The 21,973-nt window shown below is 70.8% G+C and carries 20 protein-coding genes; 6 read left to right on the top strand and 14 right to left on the bottom strand.

Annotation, left to right across the window (positions count from 1 at the left end):
- Positions 1 to 2: 2 nt before the first annotated feature.
- From RV983_RS17265 to RV983_RS17245, 5 genes are all read right to left on the bottom strand, one after another.
- Positions 3 to 1,388 carry an ATP-binding protein gene (locus RV983_RS17265; RefSeq protein WP_475990357.1) on the bottom strand — a complete coding sequence of 462 codons (1,386 nt, stop codon included), beginning with the start codon at positions 1,386 to 1,388 and terminating at the stop codon, positions 3 to 5.
- 152 nt (positions 1,389 to 1,540) lie between these two features.
- Complete coding sequence (locus RV983_RS17260) at positions 1,541 to 3,091, bottom strand: SCO6880 family protein (protein WP_475986667.1); 1,551 nt, start codon at positions 3,089 to 3,091, stop codon at positions 1,541 to 1,543.
- Positions 3,088 to 4,380: a hypothetical protein gene (locus RV983_RS17255; protein ID WP_475986666.1), complete on the bottom strand. Its 1,293-nt coding sequence runs from the start codon at positions 4,378 to 4,380 to the stop codon at positions 3,088 to 3,090. Before RV983_RS17255 ends, RV983_RS17260 begins: the two co-directional genes overlap by 4 nt.
- Entirely contained in the window at positions 4,370 to 5,194 is an 825-nt protein-coding gene (locus RV983_RS17250) for a hypothetical protein (RefSeq protein WP_475986665.1), read from the bottom strand. The genes RV983_RS17255 and RV983_RS17250 overlap by 11 nt, the downstream gene beginning before the upstream one ends.
- A 132-nt stretch (positions 5,195 to 5,326) precedes the next feature.
- Complete coding sequence (locus RV983_RS17245; protein WP_319140882.1) at positions 5,327 to 5,635, bottom strand: hypothetical protein; 309 nt, start codon at positions 5,633 to 5,635, stop codon at positions 5,327 to 5,329.
- Between the two features lie 400 nt (positions 5,636 to 6,035).
- Here RV983_RS17245 and RV983_RS17240 point away from each other — a divergent pair, with 400 nt between their 5' ends.
- Together RV983_RS17240 and RV983_RS17235 are read left to right on the top strand one after the other, a co-directional pair.
- Positions 6,036 to 6,977, top strand: coding sequence for a C40 family peptidase (locus RV983_RS17240; protein ID WP_475990356.1), 942 nt, complete (start codon positions 6,036 to 6,038; stop codon positions 6,975 to 6,977).
- Between the two features lie 189 nt (positions 6,978 to 7,166).
- A complete protein-coding gene (locus RV983_RS17235; protein ID WP_475986664.1) occupies positions 7,167 to 7,865 on the top strand; it encodes a phosphatase PAP2 family protein in 699 nt (232 codons plus the stop codon).
- Between the two features lie 42 nt (positions 7,866 to 7,907).
- Here the strand turns inward: RV983_RS17235 and RV983_RS17230 are convergent, their stop codons facing one another.
- Positions 7,908 to 9,488 carry an FAD-binding oxidoreductase gene (locus RV983_RS17230; protein ID WP_475986663.1) on the bottom strand — a complete coding sequence of 527 codons (1,581 nt, stop codon included), beginning with the start codon at positions 9,486 to 9,488 and terminating at the stop codon, positions 7,908 to 7,910.
- Between the two features lie 353 nt (positions 9,489 to 9,841).
- Between RV983_RS17230 and RV983_RS17225 the strand changes: the two genes are divergently transcribed.
- Positions 9,842 to 10,699: an SCO4651 family lipoprotein gene (locus tag RV983_RS17225; RefSeq protein WP_475986662.1), complete on the top strand. Its 858-nt coding sequence runs from the start codon at positions 9,842 to 9,844 to the stop codon at positions 10,697 to 10,699.
- Positions 10,700 to 10,957: 258 nt separating this feature from the next.
- The gene (locus RV983_RS17220) at positions 10,958 to 11,140 is read left to right on the top strand and encodes a hypothetical protein (RefSeq protein WP_475990584.1); all 183 of its coding nucleotides are present in this window, start codon (positions 10,958 to 10,960) and stop codon (positions 11,138 to 11,140) included.
- Here RV983_RS17220 and RV983_RS17215 read toward each other — a convergent pair.
- On the bottom strand, positions 11,137 to 11,499 hold the full coding sequence (locus tag RV983_RS17215; RefSeq protein WP_475986661.1) for a metal-sensitive transcriptional regulator: 363 nt from the start codon (positions 11,497 to 11,499) through the stop codon (positions 11,137 to 11,139). The genes RV983_RS17220 and RV983_RS17215 overlap by 4 nt on opposite strands.
- 198 nt (positions 11,500 to 11,697) lie before the next feature.
- Between RV983_RS17215 and RV983_RS17210 the strand changes: the two genes are divergently transcribed.
- Positions 11,698 to 12,318, top strand: coding sequence for a DUF47 domain-containing protein (locus tag RV983_RS17210; protein WP_360909989.1), 621 nt, complete (start codon positions 11,698 to 11,700; stop codon positions 12,316 to 12,318).
- 5 nt (positions 12,319 to 12,323) lie between these two features.
- On the top strand, positions 12,324 to 13,322 hold the full coding sequence (locus RV983_RS17205; RefSeq protein WP_475986660.1) for an inorganic phosphate transporter: 999 nt from the start codon (positions 12,324 to 12,326) through the stop codon (positions 13,320 to 13,322).
- 134 nt (positions 13,323 to 13,456) lie between these two features.
- On the opposite strand, the gene pstB is transcribed toward RV983_RS17205, so the two are convergent.
- The 7 genes from pstB to RV983_RS17170 all read right to left on the bottom strand — a co-directional run bounded on the left by pstB (position 13,457) and on the right by RV983_RS17170 (position 21,806).
- Positions 13,457 to 14,233: a phosphate ABC transporter ATP-binding protein PstB gene (gene pstB / locus RV983_RS17200; protein WP_319663461.1), complete on the bottom strand. Its 777-nt coding sequence runs from the start codon at positions 14,231 to 14,233 to the stop codon at positions 13,457 to 13,459.
- A gap of 43 nt (positions 14,234 to 14,276) precedes the next feature.
- Positions 14,277 to 15,350 (bottom strand): phosphate ABC transporter permease PstA, encoded by a 1,074-nt coding sequence (pstA, locus tag RV983_RS17195; RefSeq protein WP_475986659.1) that lies wholly within the window; start codon positions 15,348 to 15,350, stop codon positions 14,277 to 14,279.
- On the bottom strand, positions 15,347 to 16,336 hold the full coding sequence (gene pstC, locus RV983_RS17190) for a phosphate ABC transporter permease subunit PstC (RefSeq protein ID WP_475986658.1): 990 nt from the start codon (positions 16,334 to 16,336) through the stop codon (positions 15,347 to 15,349). The genes pstA and pstC overlap by 4 nt, the downstream gene beginning before the upstream one ends.
- Before the next feature lie 105 nt (positions 16,337 to 16,441).
- Complete coding sequence (pstS, locus tag RV983_RS17185) at positions 16,442 to 17,587, bottom strand: phosphate ABC transporter substrate-binding protein PstS (RefSeq protein ID WP_475986657.1); 1,146 nt, start codon at positions 17,585 to 17,587, stop codon at positions 16,442 to 16,444.
- A gap of 202 nt (positions 17,588 to 17,789) precedes the next feature.
- A complete protein-coding gene (locus RV983_RS17180; protein WP_475990355.1) occupies positions 17,790 to 18,215 on the bottom strand; it encodes an NUDIX hydrolase in 426 nt (141 codons plus the stop codon).
- A gap of 47 nt (positions 18,216 to 18,262) precedes the next feature.
- Positions 18,263 to 19,534 (bottom strand): CHAD domain-containing protein, encoded by a 1,272-nt coding sequence (locus RV983_RS17175; RefSeq protein ID WP_475986656.1) that lies wholly within the window; start codon positions 19,532 to 19,534, stop codon positions 18,263 to 18,265.
- Complete coding sequence (locus RV983_RS17170) at positions 19,515 to 21,806, bottom strand: RNA degradosome polyphosphate kinase (protein ID WP_475990354.1); 2,292 nt, start codon at positions 21,804 to 21,806, stop codon at positions 19,515 to 19,517. Before RV983_RS17170 ends, RV983_RS17175 begins: the two co-directional genes overlap by 20 nt.
- Between the last annotated feature and the right edge of the window lie 167 nt (positions 21,807 to 21,973).

Below are 21,973 nucleotides of genomic sequence, written 5' to 3'. Positions count from 1 at the left end.
GTTCAGGCCACCGCGTCGTCGGCCATGTGTTTGTCGAGGGAGACGCGGGGCGCGTCCTGGTCCGGATCCTCGTCGTAGTCGTTGACGGAGCCCTCGGTCATGGCGCGGTCGGTGTAGACGAGGGGGCGTTCGGTCTCGGTGATGAGGTGCTTGACCACCTGGACGTTGCCGTTGACGTCCCAGACGGCGATGCCCGGGGTGAGCGTGGGGATGATCTCCACCGCCCAGCGTGGCAGGCCCAGCACCCGCCCGGTGGAGCGGGCCTCGTCGGCCTTCTGGGCGTAGATGGTGCGGGTGGAGGCCATCTTGAGGATGGCCGCGGCCTCCTTGGCGGCGGCGCCGTCCACGACGTCGGAGAGGTGGTGGACGACGGCCACGAAGGAGAGGCCGAGCCGGCGGCCGAACTTCAGCAGGCGCTGGAAGAGCTGCGCCACGAAGGGGCTGTTGATGATGTGCCAGGCCTCCTCGACCAGGAAGATGCGCTTCTTCCGGTCGGGGCGGATCCAGGTGTGCTCCAGCCAGACGCCGACGATCGCCATGAGGATCGGCATCGCGATGGAGTTGCGGTCGATGTGGGACAGGTCGAAGACGATGAGCGGCGCGTCCAGGTCGATGCCGGCGGTCGTCGGGCCGTCGAACATGCCGCGCAGGTCGCCGTCGACGAGCCGGTCCAGCACGAGGGCGACGTCCAGGCCCCAGGCGCGGACGTCCTCCAGGTCGACGTTCATCGAGTCGGCGGAGTCCTCCAGCGGGTGCCGCAGCCGCTCCACGATGTCGGTCAGGATCGGCTGGCGGTCCGTCGTGGTCGCGTGCACGAAGGCGTGGGCGACCTTGAGCGCGAAGCCGGAGCGCTCGTCCAGGCCACGGCCCATGGCGACCTCGATGATCGTGCGGAGCAGGGCCAGCTGGCCCGTCGTGGTGATCGCGGGGTCGAGCGGGTTGAGCTTGATGCCGCCGTCGAGGGCTGCCGTCGGGTCGAGCCGGATGGGAGTTATTCCGAGTGCCTTGGCGATGAGGTTCCACTCGCCGACGCCGTCCTCGCCCTGGGCGTCCAGGACGACGACCTGGCGGTCGCGGAAGCGCAGCTGCCGCAGCACGTAGGTCTTCTCCAGGGCGGACTTGCCGTTGCCGGACTCGCCGAGCACCAGCCAGTGCGGGGCGGGCAGTTGCTGTCCGTACAGCTGGAAGGGGTCGTAGATGTACCCCTTGCCGGAGTAGACCTCACGGCCGATGATCACACCGGAGTCGCCGAGGCCGGGGGCCGCGGTCGGCAGGTAGACGGCCTGGGCCTGGCCGGTGGAGGTGCGGACAGGGAGGCGCGTGCTCTCCACCTTGCCGAAGAGGAAACCGGTGAAGGCGTCGGTGATCGCTGCGAGGGGGTCCAGCATGGCCATGGGTGGAGCGCCTCCTCGGCGTCAGCGGTCGTCGCGCCCGCGGCGCGGGCCTCGGCTCGGCATCGTTGTCCCTGTCGTCCTTCCCATGAGCTCCGCCCGCCCGGGCGGGGCGTCGAGTGCGCACGGGCGCATGCTCGTCCTCCCGGCTACCGGCGGATGCCGGTCGCGAACGGAAGCGTGTTGACGAACGCCCGGTGGTGCTCCCGGTCGCACCACTCCAGCTTGAGGTACGACTTGCCCGCGGAGGCGCGGATCGTGCGCTTGTCGCGGGCGAGTGCCTCGGGGGAGCGGGACGAGACCGTGATGTAGCCGACCAGGTTGACGCCGGCGGCGCCGGAGGCGAGGTCTTCGCCGCGCTGGTCGATCCGGCTGTGGTGGGCGATGTCGCGGGGGTCGACCACGCGGTTCATCTTGGCGGCCCGGCTGGCGTCGGCGTCGTCGTTGGTCTTCTCGGTGAGCATGCGCTCGATGGCGACGTCGGTGGGTTCCAGGTCCATGCAGACGGCGACGGTGCGAATGACGTCCGGGGTGTGGACGAGCAGCGGCGCCAGGAAGTTGACCCCGACCGGGGTGAGCGGCCACTCCTTGACCCATGCGGTCGAGTGGCACCAGGGGGCGCGCGTGGCCGACTCGCGGGTCTTGGCCTGGAGGTACGTGGGCTCGGTGGCGTCCAGCTCGGCCGGCCAGGCGTTGCGGCGGGTCATCGCCTGGATGTGGTCACTCGGGTGGTCCGGGTCGTACATCGAGTGGATGAGGGACGCGAGCCGGGCCTGCCCGAGGGGCTGGCGGACGCGGATGTCCGCCTCGGTGAGCCGGGCGCAGATGTCGGTCAGCTCGCGGGCCATGACCGCGGCGATGCCCGCGTCCTTGTCGAGCGCCTTGCGGGCGACGCCGGCGGCGCGGGCGATGGCGTTGCCCTCGGCGGCGAGTTCGCGGCTGTAGTGCATGCAGGCGACGAGGTAGGCGCGGTGCTGCTCGGAGGAGGTGGACACCATGGACTGCAGCTGTTCGTACGAGTCCTTGAGCCACTGGTCGGCGTGCCCGTCGCCGCGCTGGGCGACGTCCTTGGCGTGGGCGTCGGGGTCGGCGGGGAGCGTGCGGGCCAGCATCTGCAGCCGGGTGACGAAGCCGTCGCCGTTGGCCACGTGCTTCAGCAGGGTGCCGAACCGGTCGACCAGGGCCTCCTGGTCCTCGCTGTCGCGCAGCCCGACGCCGGGTCCCTCGATCTCGATGGCCGCGGTGACCGTACGGCGGTCGACGTGCAGCAGGACCGCGATCTCGTCCGGCCCGAAGGGCGCCGACAGCCAGGTGATGCGCCCGATGCCGGGCGGCGGCCCGATCTCGATCTCCCGGCCGTCGAGCCGGGTGCCCGCCTCCAGGGCCGTGGAGCGGTAGGTCGGGGCGGAGCGCAGGGTCCGGCGGTAGGTGCGGTTGATCTCGAACCAGCGGTAGAAGGTGCGGCGCCGGTACGGCATGTAGACGGCGGCGAAGGCCAGCAGCGGCCAGCCCGTCAGGCCCAGGATGCGCAGCAGCAGGATGGGGATGAGCAGACCGGACATCATGCCGAGGAAGGCGCCCGCGATGATCAGGGCGATCTCGCCCGTCTCGCGGTTCTTGCCCACGATGGCGTTGGGGCGGGCCTTGCCGATCAGATAGGTCCGGCGCTGCTGCGGGGCGGCGTAGGGCTGGGACGTCACCGGCTTTCGCCTCCTGCTGTGTTGCTCTTGCCGCCGTTGCCGCGGTCGGGGTTGGTCCGCGGGGACGGCGGGGGTGCCGGGGCGTTCGAGCCGCCGTTCCGGCTGCTGTGGGCGGCGATGCCGCTGGGCACGGCATTGGCGGGCTGACCCCCGCCGCCGCCCGTGGGCTGCTCCTGGGCGCCGCCGCGGGAGCTGTGGGTCTTGATGCCCTGCTTGACGAGCGCGGCCGGCGAGGAGATGACGGCGGCCGCCTGGGACTGGGAGCTCGCCTTGCGGTTGCTGCGCAGGCTGGCCACGTCGTCACCGAAGCCGGGGACGAAGCGGTAGATCATCGCGCTGGCGAAGATGGCCAGCAGGATGATGGCCAGGCCCGACACGACGGCGCCGAAGGCGGTGGGCCCGTCGGAGCCGCTGAGCGCGCCCGCCAGCCCCAGCACGATCACGATGACCGGCTTCACCAGGATCACCGCGATCATGATCCCGGCCCAGCGGCGCACGTGGTGCCACATGTTCTTGTCGACCAGGCCCGAGTACACGGCGGTGCCGAGCAGGGCGCCGACGTACAGCAGCGCGGCCCGGATCACCAGTTCCAGCCACAGCACGCCGGCGGCGAGCACGGACACCAGGGAGACCACGATCAGCATGATCGGGCCGCCGCCGATGTCGGAGCCCTTGGTGAGCGCGTCCGTGAACGACCCGAAGAACACATCGGTGTTGGCGGCGGTGCCGGAGGCGATGACCTCGGTGATGCCGTCGGTCGCGGACACCACGGTGTAGAGGATCAGCGGGGTGAACGCGGAGGCGATGACGGTCAGCCACAGGAAGCCGATGGCCTCCGTCAGCGCCTCGGTCAGCGGCACGCCGCGGACGGCGCGCTTGGCGACGGCCAGCAGCCACAGGAGCAGCGTGAGGAACGTGGAGGCGGCGAAGACGACCGCGTACTGGGTGAGGAACGCCTTGTTGGTGAAGTCCACGGCGGCGGTCTTGGTGACCGCCTTCGACAGACCGTCGATGACCCAGGCGGCGGCGTCGGCGCAGCCCTTGGCGAGCGAGGACAGCGGGTCGAGCGGATCGACGACGGAGGGCGTGCGGCCGCCGGAGCCGTCGCCTCCTTCGCAGTAGTCGCGTGCCTGGCCCACGATGTAGTCGCAGGCGCTCTTGGTCCCGCTGGGGCTGGGTGTCGGTGAGGGGGCGGCCGCGGCACGGGAGGCGGCCAGGACGAGCGTGGTCTGCGCGACCGTGACCATGGCCGTGACGGACAGCGTGCGGCGCAGGCGGTTACCGGGCATAGGTGAAGCCTCCGTATCCCTCGACCGCGCCTGCGATCTCGTCCGCGCTCGCCGCCCGGTTGTCGCCGTTCACCGGGGCGGGGCCTTCCTTCTGGCCGGAGGACTCGATCTTCCAGTCACCGCCGGCCCAGGTGAGTTGCTCGGTGATGGTGAACCAGGTCTGGGTCACCGGCTTTGTCGATCCCTCACCCGCCAGGCCGACCAGTCCGGTGCACCAGACCTCCACGGTGGCGCTGCCACCGGAGAGTTCCGTCACCCGGGAGCCCACCGGAATCGTGCGGGAGACGAACGTGTAGCCGTCCGGGACGCTGCCGTCCTCGTTGAGGCCCACGTTCTGCAGGAAGTTCGCCGAGTACGCCCGGTCCAGATCTGCCTGGAGGCGGCCGACGATGTCAGGGGCGTGGATCGCCGCAACGATCGCATGACGCCGGTCCGCGGTGAACATGCCGTCCGAGCCCAGCGCCACCGCGAAGTTGGCCGCGGCGGACTGCGCGCCCTGGTCCGTGCGGGAGTACCCCGTGGGGATGCCCGCGGACTTGCCGTCGACCGGGCGGGTACCCGTGGCGGCGGTCGGCTGGGCCTGCGGGCCGGCGCCGCCCGCGGCGCGGTTGCCGCTGCCGGAGCCCGCGGTTCCCCCGCCGTGGTCGCCGCCGCGGTTGACGAAGGCGATGGCGGCGATGAGGAGGACGACGACCCCGACGACGGTGACGAGGCTGCGGCTGGAGCGCGCGGGCCTGCGCGCCGGTACGCCGCTGCCGCCCGGGGACTCGGGGAGCCGCGTGCGCGTGGGCGGGCCGTCCTGGCCGAGGCTCATCGGGGGCTCGCCCCCTTGGGGATCGTCGGGTGAGTGGGCATCAGTACGCAGCCTCGGGTGGGGGACGGGGCCGGGACGGGCCCCTTGGGGACAAAGCGCAGGGGACGGGGCGGGGAGCCCGGAGCGCGGTCGCTAGACCGCCATCCCGTAGACGATGGTGAACAGGGTGCCGAGGGAGCCGATGATGAACACGCCGGTCAGTCCGGCGATGATCAGGCCCTTGCCTTGTTCGGCACTGAAGGTGTCGCGGAGCGCCGTCGCTCCGATGCGCTGTTTCGCGGCGCCCCAGATCGCGATGGCGAGACAGAGCAGAATCGCTACTGCCATCACCACCTCGATCATCACGCGCGCTTCGTTCCCCAGAGAGCCGAACGGCCCCCAGTCCGGGGCGATACCACCAATGATGGTGTTGATGTCGCCCTTGTCGGCTGCCAGGAACATGAGAACTCACCACCACGCTAGATCAGTTGGCATCCTCGCCGGGGCGCAAGGAGCCAAGGTCTATCTTGGCGGAGGATGTCGCCGTCGTATGTCGACTCAGCGACTTTCTCAGCCGATTCCCTCGTGTGATCCGGGCCGCAGCCGTAAAAATGGTCGCAGCGGCGTGCGAGCCGGTGTTCGATGGGACTTAGTTGACTACTCTGTGTATCACGGTGGTGGGCGGAGGGCAACGATTGGCGGCGCGCTGGCCGGGGATGCTTCCGGGGGCCTGGCGTACCGTCACCTTCCGTGCCGGGCAGGGTGAGCGGGCGAGCACACGGAGAGGGTGGGGCGGGTGACGGCGGCGGGTCGTTCGGCGCGCAAGGCCTGGTGGCTGGCGGGGGTGGTCGGCGGGCTGTTCATGTCGTTCGTGACGCTGCTCGTCGTCGGTACGTACCTGGTGGCGGCAAGCCTGGCGGGTGGCGGCGGGGGTGCGGTGGCGCTCGCCAAGGGGGCCGTGCCCGCGGCCTACCAGAGCATCGTGCAGAAGTGGGGGAATCTGTGCGACGCCATCAACCCGGCGCTGCTGGCGGCCCAGCTGTACCAGGAGAGCGGCTGGAACCCGCAGGCGCGCAGCCAGGCGCAGGCGCAGGGCATCGCGCAGTTCATCCCCGGAACGTGGGCCACGCACGGCGTGGACGGCGACGGTGACGGCGACCGCGACGTCTGGGACCCGCGGGACGCGATCCCGTCGGCCGCGTCGTACGACTGCGAACTCGCGCAGTACGTGAAGGACGTACCGGGCGATCCGACGGAGAACATGCTCGCCGCGTACAACGCGGGCGCGTACCGGGTGATCCAGGCCGGCGGGGTGCCGCGCATCCGCGAGACGCAGAACTACGTGCGGATCATCACCACGCTGGAGAAGAGCTTCGCGGCGCCGGTCGGCGCGGTCGCGCCCTCCCGGCAGGCGGCGGGTGCCATCTACTACGCGCAGGAGAAGCTGGGCACGCCGTACCTGTGGGGCGGCAACGGCACGGCGGACCAGGACGGGCGCTTCGACTGCTCGGGTCTGACGAAGGCGGCGTACGAGTCGGTCGGCATCGAGCTGCCGCGCGTGGCCAACGACCAGTGGAACGCCGGGCCGCACCCGAAGCGCGACGAGCTGCTCCCGGGGGACCTGGTCTTCTTCGCCAACGACCTGACCGACCCGCGCTCGATCCACCACGTCGGGATCTACGTCGGCGGCGGGTACATGATCAACGCCCCCTACACGGGCGCGGTCATCCGCTTCGACAGGATCGACAGCCCGGACTACATCGGCGCGACGCGGGTGACGGCGGCGGGCGCGGCGGCGGTCTGACCGCCGCCCGCCGGCACGCACGGCCGGGTCCGCGGCCGTGCGTGTCTCCCTTCGATAACGTCCTGGTGATCATCCGGTGGAGACCGGAACGCCGCGTACCGTCCGGCTCGTTGGACGGGGGACAATGGGCCTCCCGGCCCCGTGTCGTGTGTGCGCGGGGATGCCGCGGAGACAGTTAGGGGTGCACCGGTGGCAGCGCTTTCACTGGACGGCTCCAACCCGGATGTCAGTCTGCTCCGTGACATCAACGGGCTCGCGAAGCTCGCGCCGCGCTGGCTGGACCGCGCCGTGGAGGGCATGGGCGAGTACGGGCTGATCCTGCTCATGGTGCTGCTCGCCGGCTGGTGCTGGTGGCGTGTGGCGCGCCGCGGCGGTCCCGAGGCCCCGGCGGCGGTCGCGGGCGTGGTGTGGGCCGCGCTCGCCGGAGGCGTCTCGCTGCTGCTGAACGTCCCGCTGCGCAACTTCGTGGACCGGCCGCGGCCGTTCGTCGAGCACCAGGGCCTGGACGTGCTCGTCACGAGCAGGGTCCACTTCTCCTTCGTCAGCGACCATGCCGCCGTGACGATGGCGGTGGCCGTCGGCCTCTTCCTGGTCAGCCGCAGGTGGGGACTGGCCGCGGTCGCGATCGCGCTCGCCGAGGGCTTCAGCCGGGTCTACCTGGGCGTGCACTACCCGACCGACGTGCTGGGCGGCTTCGCCCTCGGCACGGCCGTCGCGCTGCTGTTCGCGCCCCTCGCGCTGGCCCTGCTGACGCCGCTCATGGCCACCGTGGCCACGTCCCGGGCGGGGCTGCTCGTACGGGCGCCCCGGGCCGCCGGGACGGCCGCGGCGCGGCGCGGGGAGCCTTACCCGGAGCCCACGGCCGTCGACAAGGATCTGGCGGCCTGAGGGCTCCCTCGCGTTCCCCGCGCCTGTCCGGCGCCCGTTGGGCTACAGCGCCTGCTGGAAGGCGAACAGCCGGGTGGGGTCGTAGCGGGTCTTCAGCCGGGTGAGCTTGTCGGCCGCGGAGCCGTAGTAGGCGGCGCGCCAGTTGCTCAACGTCGGGTCGGTGTAGTTCTGGTATGCCGCGCCCGAGGCGTACCGGCGCATCGCGGTGTGCAGGCCGTCGAGCCACTGCGTGGTGCCGGGGGTCTCTATGTACTGCGCGAGGAAGCGCGAGCGGCGGTGGACGAAGGCCGTGGCGGTCGGCGAGACCCGGTTGACGGCGCCGCCCAGGGCGGTGAGCGAGACGCTGCCGGCGCCCGAGCGCAGCGCGCCGACCTGGGAGAGCAGGGCCTGGATGCCGGCTTCCGGCAGGGAGCGGTCGTAGAAGTCGGACCGCGCGGCGTACGTCTCGCGGCCGAGGCGGCCGGAGGGGCTTCGGCCCGGGGTCGTCCCCGGCAGGTGGCACTGGGCGGTGCTCAGGTCCGAGCACCCCGCGTACGCGAGCGTCGCGTCGAGGTAGGGCCGCGGGTGCAGGGAGACGCTGCTCGCGGGGGCGCCGACGTGGTCGGCGAGCCGGTCGACGGCGTTGGCGAGTTCCGTACGGGAGGTGATGCCGACGGTGGCGATGCTGATCTTCGGGGAGCCGGAGCCGGACTTGTCCAGGTGCAGCGCGGACCAGATCTGGTCCGGCTGTGTCGGGCCCCACTCCTGCCAGGCGCGGATGACCGCGGCGGCCTTGCTCCACGACCAGGTCAGGTAGCCGGTGACGACCTGGGGCGCGGCCTGGGTGGTGAACGTCAGGTTCGTGACGACGCCGAACTGGCCGCCGCCCGCGCCGCGCAGCGCCCAGAACAGTTCGGGGTTCTCGTCGGCGCTGCAGTGCAGCACTCGTCCGCCCGCGGTGACGATCTCGGCGGAGGTGAGGCTGTCGCAGGTCAGTCCGTAGGCACGGCTGATCACGCCGTGGCCGCCGCCGAGGGTGAGGCCGGAGATGCCGACCGTCGGGCAGGAGCCGGCGGGCAGAGTACGGCCCGCGGCGCCGAGCTTGGTGTAGACGTCGATCAGCTTGGCGCCGGCGCCGATGGTGGCGGAGGAACCGGAGCGGCTGATCTTCGCGAGGGACGAGACGTCCAGGACGAGCCTGCCCTTGCCGCCCGAGTAGCCGGCGTAGGAGTGGCCGCCGTTGCGGATCGAGACGGGGACACCGGTGCGGCGGGCGAAGTCCAGGCACTCGCGGATGTCCTCGGTGCCCGAGACATAGGCCACCGCGGCGGGCCGCTGCCCGTCGAAGCGCGTGTTGTACAGCAGCCGGGCGGTGGCGTAGTCCGCGTCGTCGGGGCGGACGAGCCGGCCGCCCAGGGAGTGCGAGAGGGCCTTCCAGTCGGGCGGGACGGTCGCGGCGGCGCTGGTGGCGCCGGCGGGGGTTCCGCCGGAGGCTGTGGGCGTGCCGGTCCCGGTGGGGGCGTCGCTGGTTATTCGGCTGTCGGCGGCCGCCGGGTGGCCGGATCCTGCGGGGCCGCAGGCTGCGCTCAGCCAGGTCGCGGCGGTGATGCCGGCGCCCCCGCGGATGAGTGCTCGTCGGTTCAACGTGGCGCCCTCTCGCTCTGGAACCCCTGTGGGTCCTCTTCTCATGACGGCGGGAGGGGCGTGCCGGTTGCGAGGCGTACGACACACCGGCAGGGCATGCGCCGGCGCTCAGGACCCGGCGTGCTCGGCGGCGTCGCGCCGGGCGCGTTCGCGGGCCCGCCGGGAGGGCCCGCGCCATCCGCATGAGCAGGTGGCGAAGGAGAAGGAGCCCTTCTCCTCGGTCGTGGCGCGGTGCGGAGGAGGTGGATCGCTGGGGGGCACGCGTCAAAGCTACCGGCCGTGACGCGGTGCCCTGACCCTCGTTATGCCGCATGAGGTCCTGGACGGCGGCACGGTGCAGGAGGTAAGCGCAGATGGGGCAGGTCAGTCGGGCGACCGCCGTGGCCGTGGGGCTCGGGATGTGCGCGGCAGCACTCGCGGGATGCTCCGGCAGCGGCGAGGCCGTGGAGGTGGGCACGACCACCCCCCGGGACGCGGAGCGGGCGCTGCGGCAGGCGGCCGACGAACTGGTCAGGGCCGGCAGCTCGAAGGTCCGGACGGCGATGGAGACCGCCAGCGGCGGCACCAAGGTCACCATCACCGGCACCGGGACCTTCGACTACGCCGCACGGCGCGGCAGCCTCCGGCTCGTCCTGCCGGCCGACGCCGCGGGCGACGCGGAGCACGCCCCGGTCACGGAGCTGCTGACCCCCGGCGCGCTCTACATGAAGAACCGAGGCGAGGGCGTCCCCGCCGACAAGTGGGTGTGGGTGGACACCACGCGGCTGCCGGACGGCAACCTCGTCACGGGCGGCGCCACCGACCCGCTGGTCGCGGCGGAGCTGCTGCGGGGCGCCCACGAGGTGCGCCTGGTGGGCGTGGAGAGACTGGACGGCGCGCGGGTGCGGCACTACCGGGGTGTGACGGACATCGCGCGCGCCGCGGACGCCGCTTCGGCGCAGGCCCGCGGGTCACTGCGGGCGGCGGCGGGCGGGTTCTCCGTGACGCGGGTCCCCTTCGACGCGTACCTGGACGACGCCGGCGTCCTGCGCAAGGTCCGGCAGCGCTTCACCTTCGCCAACGCCGGGGTCGCGGGCGGCCAGAACGCCCCGACCGCGGTCACGGTGGTCTCGACTACCGGGATGTACGCTTTCGGGGCGCCGGTACGGGTCGTCCTGCCGCGCGCGACCGACATCTACACCGGGAAGATCGTTTCTGCGGCCGGCTCCTAGAGAGCCTGTCGTCACCTTGCCGCCTGCCCCGCGGCGCCTGGTACGGCCCCTCGCTGCGCTGTCGAATCGTCCGAGTAGCCCACTACGAGGACGACTCTCCGCCTCGCGATACACCGCACCGGACACAACGGGGCCCCGCCCTCCGGGCGGCCGGCGCCACAGTGACGACAGCCCCTGGAGCCTTGCGGAAATGGCCCGTCCGTGTCATGCACGGACCGTGCGCCGGTCCCTACGCTGGGCGGGGAGGAGGTGGTGCCCGTGGCGATGTGGCTCCTGGACCAGGACGATCAGGTCCACGTGGCCCTCGCGGAGATCGAGTTGTGCTGCGAGCTGATGATCGCCGCCTCGGCGACCGCCGAGGAACGGCTGAGCTCCGAGCGCATCGACGAGGTGCTCGCGGTGGAACCACGCGTCCCCGCGCAGGGCCGCCGGCTCGGCTAGCTCCGCAGCAGACGGGCTATGGCGGCCGTGGCCTCGGCGACCTTGTCGTCCGCTTCGGGGCCGCCCTTGGCGGCGGCGTCGGCGACGCAGTGCCGCAGGTGCTCCTCGAGCAGTTGCAGGGCGAAGGACTGCAGGGCCTTTGTGCCGGCGGACACCTGGGTAAGGATGTCGATGCAGTACACGTCCTGCTCGACCATCCGCTGGAGGCCCCGGATCTGCCCCTCGATACGGCGCAGCCGCTTCAGGTGCTGGTCCCTCTGTTCGGCGTACCCGTGCTGGTGTGCCGGCTGCTCCGCGGACCCGCCGGCCTCCGGCTGTTCTCCGTGCGGAGCCGTGTCGCCGGTCTCGGTGACCGTCATGGCGTCCCTCCTGCCCCCGATATACCCCTGCCGGGTATATCGTACCGAATTCGCCTCATTGTGCGAGCGTGCACCGGGAGGAGCCCCGATGGGGTCCGTTTGCGACCATGAGCGACACTGTAAGTCGCCGGTTAGCCCTGGCTGTGTGATGCGCCTAGCATCAATGCGACCGAAACCGATGTATTCCGAGGACTTCACGTGCGCTTTCGTCTGACCCCAAGGGAGACGAGCTTCTACGACATGTTCGCCGCGTCCGCGGACAACATCGTCACAGGGTCGAAGCTCCTGATGGAACTCCTCGGCGCCGACTCCGCCACGCGCGCGGAGATCGCCGAGCGCATGCGGGCGGCTGAGCACGCGGGGGACGACGCGACCCACGCGATCTTCCACCAGCTGAACTCCTCCTTCATCACGCCCTTCGACCGCGAGGACATCTACTCCCTCGCCTCCTCCCTCGACGACATCATGGACTTCATGGAGGAGGCCGTCGACCTGGTCGTCCTGTACCAGATCGAGGAACTGCCGCGCGGGGTCGAGCAGCAGATCGAGGTGCTGGCCCGGGCCGCCGAACTGACCGCCGAGGCGATGCCCCACCTGCGCACGATGGACAACCTCACCGAGTACTGGATCGAGGTCAACCGCCTGGAGAACCAGGCCGACCAGATCCACCGCAAGCTGCTGGCCCACCTCTTCAACGGCAAGTACGACGCCATCGAGGTGCTCAAGCTCAAGCAGATCGTGGACGTCCTGGAAGAGGCGGCGGACGCCTTCGAGCACGTGGCGAACACCGTGGAGACCATCGCGGTCAAGGAGTCCTGACCCAGGTGGAGACCTTCGCTCTGGTCGTGACCATCGGGGTCGCGCTCTTCTTCACGTACACCAACGGCTTCCACGACTCGGCGAACGCCATCGCCACCTCCGTGTCCACCCGGGCGCTGACCCCGCGGGCCGCGCTGCTGATGGCCGCGGTGATGAACCTGGCCGGCGCCTTTCTGGGCACCGGGCTGGCCAAGACCGTCAGCGAGGGCCTCATCGAGACCCCGTCCGGCCGGTCGGGGATGGGCATCCTCTTCGCGGCGCTGATCGGCGCCATCGTCTGGAACCTGATCACCTGGTACTACGGCCTGCCCTCCTCCAGCACTCACGCCCTGTTCGGCGGGCTGGTGGGCGCGGCGCTCGCGGGCGGCACCGGGGTCATCTGGTCCGGCGTGCTCGACAAGATCGTCCTGCCGATGTTCCTGTCGCCGATCGTCGGCCTGGCCGTCGGCTACCTGGTCATGCTGGCCATCCTGTGGATCTTCCGCAAGGCCAACCCCAACAAGGCCAAGCGCGGTTTCCGGATCGCGCAGACCGTCTCGGCGGCGGGCATGGCGCTCGGGCACGGTCTGCAGGACGCACAGAAGACCATGGGTGTGGTGGTGCTCGCCCTGACCATCGCCGACGTGCAGAAGCAGGGCGACGGAGTTCCGGTCTGGGTGAAGCTCGTCTCTGCGCTCATGCTGTCGCTGGGCACGTACGTGGGCGGCTGGCGCATCATGCGGACCCTGGGTCGCAAGATCATCGAGCTCGACCCGCCGCAGGGCTTCGCGGCGGAGACCACGGCGGCGTCGATCCTCTACACCACGGCCTACATCTTCAAGGCGCCGATCTCCACGACCCACGTCATCACCTCAGCCATCATGGGCGTCGGCGCGACGAAGCGGCTCAACGCGGTCCGCTGGGGCGTCGCCAAGAACATCGTCGCCGGCTGGTTCATCACCATGCCGGCCGCGGCGCTGGTGGCCGCGGCCACCTACGGCGTGGTGCACTTCGCCTTCGCCTGAGCCACGTCCCGGACGCTTTCCCGCGCCACCCGTGAACGCACAAGGGCCCGCCCCCGGAGGGGGCGGGCCCTTCGCCTTGCGGTGGCACCGCCATGCAGCACCGCAGGACGGTTTTGGGCGGCGGCCGGGTCGGCTCAGCCGAATCGGCCGGAGATGTAGTCCTCGGTCGCCTGGACGGACGGGTTGGAGAAGATGCGCTCCGTGTCGTCGATCTCGATGAGCTTGCCGGGCTGGCCGACCGCCGACAGGTTGAAGAAGGCGGTGCGGTCGGAGACGCGCGCGGCCTGCTGCATGTTGTGGGTGACGATGACGATGGTGAAGCGCTCCTTGAGCTCACCGATCAGGTCCTCGATGGCGAGGGTGGAGATCGGGTCGAGCGCGGAGCACGGCTCGTCCATCAGCAGCACCTCGGGCTCGACCGCGATCGCGCGGGCGATGCACAGACGCTGCTGCTGACCGCCGGAGAGGCCGGAACCCGGCTTGTTCAGGCGGTCCTTGACCTCGTTCCACAGGTTGGCGCCGCGGAGCGACTTCTCGACGATGGTGTCGAGGTCGCTCTTGCGCTTGACGCCGTTGAGCTTGAGGCCCGCCGCGACGTTGTCGTAGACGGACATCGTCGGGAACGGGTTCGGGCGCTGGAAGACCATGCCGACCGTGCGGCGCACGGAGACCGGGTCCACGCCCGCGCCGTAGAGGTTCTCGTCGTCCAGCAGCACCTTGCCCTCGACGCGGCCGCCGGGGGTGACCTCGTGCATACGGTTCAGGGTGCGCAGGAAGGTGGACTTGCCGCAGCCGGAGGGGCCGATGAAGGCCGTCACCGTGCGCGGCTCGATGTTCATCGAGATGTCGTCGATCGCCTTGAATCCGCCGTAGTAGGCGGAGAGGCCGCTGACGTCGATTCGCTTGGCCATGGTGGTGTAGCTCGCAATCCTTGGGTCGCTGATGTTGGCCGCGTCAGCGACCGGTCTTCGGGGCCTTCCAGCGGGCGATGCCTCGGGCCAAGATGTTCAGGATCATGATGAAGGCGATCAGCACGAGTGCCGCCGCCCACGCCCGGTCGTAGCTGGGCTCGTTGCCGTTCTGGTACTGCTGGAAGATGTAGAACGGGAGCGAGGCCTGCGGGCCGTTGAACGGGTCGTTGTTGATCAGGTTGTTTCCGAAGACCAACAGTGCGATGGGGGCGCTCTCACCGGCGATACGGGCGACGGCGAGCATGACGCCCGTCGTGATGCCGCCGATCGCGGTGGGGACGACCACCTTCACAATGGTGCGCCACTTCGGCACACCGAGGGCGAGGGAAGCCTCGCGCAGCTCGTTCGGGACGAGCTTGAGCATCTCCTCGGTGGACCGGACGACGACGGGCATCATCAGGATGGCGAGCGCCATGGAGCCGGCGAAGCCCGAGGGGCCGAAGCCCAGCAGCAGGTTCCAGGTCGAGAGGATGAACAGACCGGCGACGATCGACGGGATGCCCGTCATGACGTCGACGAAGAAGGTGACGGCCGTGGCCAGGCGGCCCTTGCCGTACTCCACGAGGTAGATCGCGGTCAGCATGCCGATCGGGGCGGCGATGGCGGTGGCGATGCCGACCTGCTCCAGCGTGCCGATGATGGCGTGGTACACGCCGCCGCCGGTGCCGATGGTGAGCACACCGTTCATCGAGTGCGACAGGAAGTCGCCGTTGAGGACCTTGACGCCCTTGCTGATCGTGGTGGCGAGCAGCGAGTACAGCGGCAGTGCGGCCACGATGAACGAGGCCCAGACCAGGCTGGTGGCGACGCGGTCCCTGGCCTGGCGGCGGCCCTCGACCTGCGCGGTGATGGCGTAGGTGCCCACGATGAACAGCACGACGGCGATCAGGCCCCACTGGATCTTGCTGTCCAGGCCGCCGACGACACCGATGAGGATGCCGAGGACCAGGGAGCCCACGGCGATGGCCGCCGGCGCCCAGCGGGGCAGCCGGCGCTGGGCCAGGGCGCGGCGCGACACGGAGGAGGCCGGCCGCTTGTCCGTTACTGCGTGGCTCATGCGTTGGCCCCCGAGTATTCCTTGCGCCGGGCGATGATCGCGCGGGCGGCGCCGTTGACCAGCAGGGTGATGATGAAGAGCACCAGACCGGAGGCGATCAGGGCGTCGCGACCGAACTCGTTGGCCTCGCCGAACTTGGCGACGATGTTCTGCGAGAACGTGCCGCCAACCGGGTCGAGGATGTGCGCCGACAGGATCGGGGAGGCGGACAGCACGGTGGCCACGGCCATGGTCTCACCGAGCGCGCGGCCGAGGCCGAGCATCGAGGCGCTGATGATGCCGGAGCGGGCGAACGGCAGCACCGACAACCGGATGGTCTCCCAGCGCGTCGCACCGAGGGCCAGGGCGGCCTCCTCGTGCATCCGCGGGACCTGGCGGAAGACCTCGCGGCTGACGTTGGTGATGATCGGGAGGATCATGATCGCCAGCAGGATGCCGACGGTGAAGATCGAGCGGGCCGCGCCCTGCGGGTCCTCCTTCTCGAAGATCACCGTCCAGCCGAGGTACTTGCTCAGCCAGATGTTCAGCCCGGTCAGGTGCGGCACCAGGAACAGGGCGCCCCACAGGCCGTAGATGATGCTGGGCACGGCGGCGAGCAGGTCGATGACGTACGAGACGGGCGAGGCGAGGCGGCGCGGCGCGTAGTGCGAGATGAACAGCGCGATGCCGACCGCGATCGGGACCGCGATGAGCATCGCGATGATCGAGCTGACGATCGTGCCGTAGGCCAGGACCGCGATGCCGAAGACCGGCGGGGTGGCGCCGGCGTTCCACTCGAAGGTGGTCAGGAAGTTGCCGTGGTCCTTGGAGATCGCGTTGACCGCGCGGATCGTCAGGAAGAGGGCGATCGCTGCCATGATCGCCAGCAGCAGGATGCCGGAGCCACGGGAGAGGCCCGAGAAGATCTTGTCACCAACGCGCGTGACAGCGCCCCCGGCCTTCTTGGCTGCCGGTGGCGGAGTAGGGGTCTGTGCGGTTATGGCCATCGGTTTTTTCTCCGGTCTGGGTGGGGGATGGCTCCCCCGGCGGCGGTGCACCGGAAGTGCGGACAGGCCCCGCGACCGCGGTCACGGGGCCTGTCCGCGCGGGGATCAGGCGAGGGCGGCCACGGCGGAGCGGACCTTGGTGGCGATCTCGGCGGGCAGCGGCGCGTAGCCGGCGTCCGACAGGATGGCCTGGCCCTCCTCGCTGGCGGTGTAGCCCAGGAAGGACTGCACCAGCGGCAGCGTCTCGGCCTTGTTGCCCTTGTCACAGGCGATCTCGTAGGTCACCAGGACGATCGGGTAGGCGTTGTCGGCCTTGGTGACGTACGAGTTGCCCATGTCCAGGGACAGGTCGGCACCCGTGCCCACGACCTTCGCCTCGGCGATGCCCGCGGAGGCGTTGGCGGCGGAGGCCTCGACCGGAGCGGAGGCACCGGTGTCGATCTTGACCGTCTTGATGTCATTGGCGGTCGCGTAGGAGAGCTCGAAGTAACCGATCGAGCCGTTGACCTGCTTGACCTGAGCGGCGACACCGGAGGACTTGGCGGCCGACTGGCCACCCTTGCCCATCCACGGCTTGGCGTGCTCGTACGGCCACGCGTCCTTGGCGGCACCGTTGAAGTACTTGGTCAGGTTGTCCGTGGTGCCGGACTCGTCCTGACGGTGGAAGGACTGGATCTTGGTGCTGGGGAGCTTGGCGTCGGGGTTCAGCGCCTTGATCGCCTTGTCGTCCCAGGTGGTGATCTTCGAGTTGAAGATCTTCGCCAGGGTCGGGGCGTCCAGGACCAGGTTGTCCACGCCGGCCAGGTTGTAACCGATGGCGATGGGGCCGCCGACCATCGGGATGCTGATGCCCGTGCCGGTCTTGCAGACCTGCTTGGAGGCGGTGACCTCTTCCGGCTTCAGCGGCGAGTCGGAGCCCGCGAAGCTGTCCGTGCCGTTGTTGAAGTCGATGATGCCCTCACCGGAGGAGGACGCCTTGTAGTTGATCTGCGCGCCGCTGCAGGCCTGCATGTAGTTCTTGACCCAGGCGTCCATGGCGTTCTGCTGCGCAGAGGAGCCGGAAGCGAGAAGCTGGCCGCCCTTGTCGGCGCACTTGATGCTGCTGGAGGACGACGCCGACGCGGGCGCGCTGCTGTTGCCGCTGGCGTCGTTGTTGTTGTCCGAGCCGCATGCAGTGAGGGCGAGGGCGCCCGAAACCGCGACCGCGCCGACGGCCAGGGCACGGAGCCCGCTCTTACGCTGAAGCTTCACCTTCGGTGATTCCTTCCTGAAGCCCGCCGGTGGACGGCGAAGCAGAGGTATGGATTTCTGCATCCACCCGGAAGCTGTTCGCTCACCGGTACGGCCGAAATTAGGCAGATCAGATGACACGGCCGAAGGGGCTACGTGAACGCAAGGTGAACCTCGCATATCAGTGCGGTGCGCCCCTGTGACCGGAGACACTTCAGGCCCGCTATTGTCCTTCGGCCGCGTTCCTCAGGAAGGCGTCGACCACCGGGCGATCACGCTCATGGCTGAGGCGATGACGGGCCGCGACCGGCGGCAGCCAGACCAGCCGGTCCACTTCGCGGTTCGGGACGAAGGCACCAGGGCCGGCCTTGGCCGCCCAGTAGCGGACGACTTTGGGGCGTCCCGCGACGACGTACATCGACGACGGTAGCGGCATCCCGAGCACGCAGTCGAGACCCGTCTCCTCCTTGACCTCGCGGCGCGCGCCGTCGACCGCCGTCTCGCCGCGCTTGAGCTTGCCCTTGGGCAGCGACCAGTCGTCGTACTTGGGGCGGTGCACCAGCGCGATCTCGAGGCCGCCGTCGATCGGGGAGCGGCGCCACAGGACCGCTCCCGCGGCCAGGATCGGGGTGTCGGCGGTGGCGGTGATGGCGGCGCTCCCTTCGTGCTGCGGTGCTGCCCGGCCGCGGGCCGTCGCTAGCGGCTCCACAGGTGGGCGAAGGCGTAGCGGGCCGCCTCCACCTCCAGGCGCTGGTCGGCGTGGAGGACGCCCAGAGCGTAGGCCGTGGCCGGGGCGATGCGCGGGGTGCGCGCCGCGGCCGTGACGGCCGCCGCCGCCTCGGCGGCCTCACGGTGCTGCTCCAGGACCCGGGCCGCCGCGGCGAGCCGGGCGGTGGGGTCGGCACCGTCGTACGGGAAGACCTCCTGCGCGTAGCGGCGCAGGCGCAGCAGGACGCGGACCCGGTTCCAGGGCACGTCCTGGCGTTCGGCCACCAGCTCGGTGGCCAAGGCGGCGTAGAGCGCGTCGGCGTTGTACGGGTGCCGGGCGCGGGCCAGCGCCAGGTCCCCGGCGGCCTCGTTCAGCCGGGCGTGTGCCTGCTCCGCCAGCAGCGGCAGCACGGCCTCGGCGGGTTGGTGCGCCGCGGGGGTCAGCGGCACCTCGGAGGCGAGCAGCGCCACCGCGTCGACCACGGCGTGGAAGCGGGAGGAACCCACCGCCTGAAGGGCCGCGGAGTGCGCCCGGGTCCGGGCCAGGGTGAGCTGGCGCTCCAGCAGGGCGCCTGCCCGGGCGGCGCCGACAGCCAGCGGTCCCGTGCCGGTCCCGCGTTCGGCGGCGGCCGGGGAGGGTGCGGGGGTGCGCCGGCCGGTGGCGGCGCGGGCCGTACCGGCCGGGGCCTCGGCGCCCTCGGCGGTGCGTGCCGGGGTCTCGCGGACGGCTTCGGCGGTGCCGGTGCCGTTCCTGCGGTCGGCGGACGCCGGCCCGGCCGCGGGACCCGTGCGGTTCGCAGCAGGGCCCTCGCCGGGCGCCGGGAGCCACAGGCCCAGATCGTCGTCGGTCTGTGAAGCCGCGCCCGTTCCGGCGGCCTCCTCGGCGGAGGCGAGTCGCTGGAGCGCGGTGATCAGCCGGGTCAGGCGCGCCGCGTACTGGTGCTCGCGGCCCAGAGTGCCGGACAGCCAGCCGAGTTCGGCCCGCAGCGGCTCCGCCCACGCCGGGTCGGTCATCGACCCGTACGTCTGGAGCGCGCCTGCGATGCGGCGTGCCGAGCGGCGCATCAGGCGGCCCGCCTCGGCGCTGTCGTCCTGCGGGCGGCCGGGCTCGCCCTCGCGCGCGGTCAGAGCGCGCAGGAAGCCGGTGGCTTGGTCGCGCAAGTACTGTTCGAGCACGGTGCCGGCGTCACGGCCGGGGAGCCCGTCGGCGGTGAGGCCGACGGGCGTCTCTGCCGCCGTGTCAGGGTGTCGCTGGGCCACGCCGGCGCCTCCGCGCGTCGATGAGCATCTCCTGGATATGGGGCAGCGGACGCCCTTCGGCGTCGGCGCTGTGCCGGGTCCAGTCCCCGCCGGGGCCGAGCCACCAGGACGAGGTCTCGTCCGATGTGCCGATCTCCAGCAGGCGGTTCAGGGAGGCGCAGTGCGCGGCGTCGGAGACCCGTACCAGCGCCTCGATCCGGCGGTCGAGGTTGCGGTGCATCATGTCGGCGCTGCCGAGCCACACTTGCGGGTCACCACCGTTGGCGAAGATGAAGACCCGGGAGTGCTCGAGGAAGCGGCCGAGCACGCTGCGTACGCGGATGTTCTCCGACAGGCCCGGGACGCCGGGGCGCAGCGCGCAGATGCCGCGCGCCCAGATGTCGACGGGCACGCCCGCCATGGAGGCCTGGTAGAGGGCGTCCATGATCGCCTCGTCGACCATCGAGTTGACCTTGATGCGGATGTAGGCCGGACGGCCCTCGCGGTGCTTGGCGATCTCTCCGAGGATGCGCTCTATCAGCCCGTCGCGCAGGCTGCGCGGTGCCACCAGCAGCCGGTTGTAGGACTCGCGGCGCGAGTAGCCGGACAGCCGGTTGAACAGGTGGGACAGGTCGGCGCCGACCTGCGGGTCGGCGGTGAGCAGCCCCAGGTCCTCGTACAGCCGTGCCGTCTTGGGGTGGTAGTTGCCGGTGCCGACGTGGCTGTAGCGCCGCAGGTTCTCGCCCTCCTGGCGGACCACCAGCGACAGCTTGCAGTGCGTCTTCAGCCCGACCAGGCCGTAGACGACATGGCAGCCTGCCTCCTCCAGCTTGCGGGCCCACTTGATGTTGGCCTGCTCGTCGAAGCGCGCCTTGATCTCGACGAGGACGAGCACCTGCTTGCCGGCTTCGGCGGCGTCGATCAGGGCGTCCACGATCGGCGAGTCGCCGGAGGTGCGGTAGAGCGTCTGCTTGATGGCCAGCACGTCGGGGTCCTGGGCGGCCTGCTCCAGGAAGCGCTGCACGGAGGTGGAGAAGGAGTTGTACGGGTGGTGCAGCAGCACGTCGCGCTCGCGCAGCGCCGCGAAGACGTCGGTGGCGTGCGCGGACTCGACCTCGGCCAGGTCCGGGTGGGTGCCGCCGACGAACTTGGGGTACTTCAGCTCCGGCCGGTCCTGGCCCGCGACGGCGAACAGCCCGGTCAGGTCGAGCGGGCCGGGTAGCGGGTAGACCTCCGCGTCCGCGATGTTCAGCTCCTGGACCAGGGTGTCCAGCGCCTTGGCGGAGATCGACTCCTCGACCTCCAGGCGGACCGGCGGGCCGAAGCGGCGGCGCAGCAGTTCCTTCTCCAGGGCCTGGAGGAGGTTCTCGGTGTCGTCCTCCTCCACCTCCAGGTCCTCGTTCCGGGTCACCCGGAACATGTGGTGGTCGAGCACCTCCATGCCCGGGAAGAGCTCCTCCAGGTGCGCGGCGATGACGTCCTCGAGCGGGACGAAGCGCTGCGGGCCGGCTTCCAGGAAGCGGGACAGGATCGGCGGGACCTTCACACGGGCGAAGTGGTCGTGGCCGGAGACCGGGTTCCGCACGGTGACGGCCAGGTTCAAGGACAGGCCGGAGATGTACGGGAACGGGTGCGCCGGGTCGACGGCCAGCGGGATCAGCACCGGGAAGATCTTGTTGCGGAACAGCGTGAACAGCCGGGCCTGCTCCTGCTCGGTGAGGTCGCTCCACCGGATGATGTGGATGTCCTCCACGGCCAGCTGGGGGGCCACCTCGTTCTGGAAGCAGGCGGCGTGCCGGGCCATGAGCTCGCGGGAGCGGGTGAGGATGTTGTCCAGCACCCGGCTCGGCGACAGGCCGGAAGCCGAGCGCTGGGCCACGCCGGTGGTGATGCGGCGCTTCAGTCCGGCGACCCGCACCATGAAGAACTCGTCAAGGTTGCTCGCGAAGATCGCGAGGAAGTTGGCGCGCTCCAGCAGCGGCGTCGTCGGGTCCTCGGCGAGCTCCAGCACCCGCTCGTTGAAGGCCAGCCAGCTCTGCTCGCGGTCCAGGAAGCGGTCCGCGGGCAGCTCGGGGCCCTCCGGCGCGGTCTTCTCCAGGACGGTCCCCACCGCGGCGGCCGTGCCGCCCTCGTCGGACGTCCGCTGCCGGGCGTCCATGCGGGTGATCTCGGGGTGCAGTGGCGGCACCACGTGCGGCCGGCCGTACGCGGGGGACGCGTCGGGCTCGGAGGCCGAGTGGGCGTCGCTTCCGGAACCCGACCGATCGGTCCCCGCGTTGGTGGGGTGTTTCATCGAGGCCATGGATGCGAGCCCTCCTCCGGATCCGGCACGTCGTTCACGTGGACGGCGGCGCACGGAACCCGGCCGCCGGCCATGCCCCCATTGTCCCCGGACCCGGCGTATACCGGCAGGTCGGGGAGGGTCGGGCAGGGTGCGGCAGGCGGCTGCATTCAGTGATG

Source organism: Streptomyces sp. RLA123 (assembly GCF_056270165.1).
This window is presented reverse-complemented; position numbering and strand designations above follow the sequence as displayed.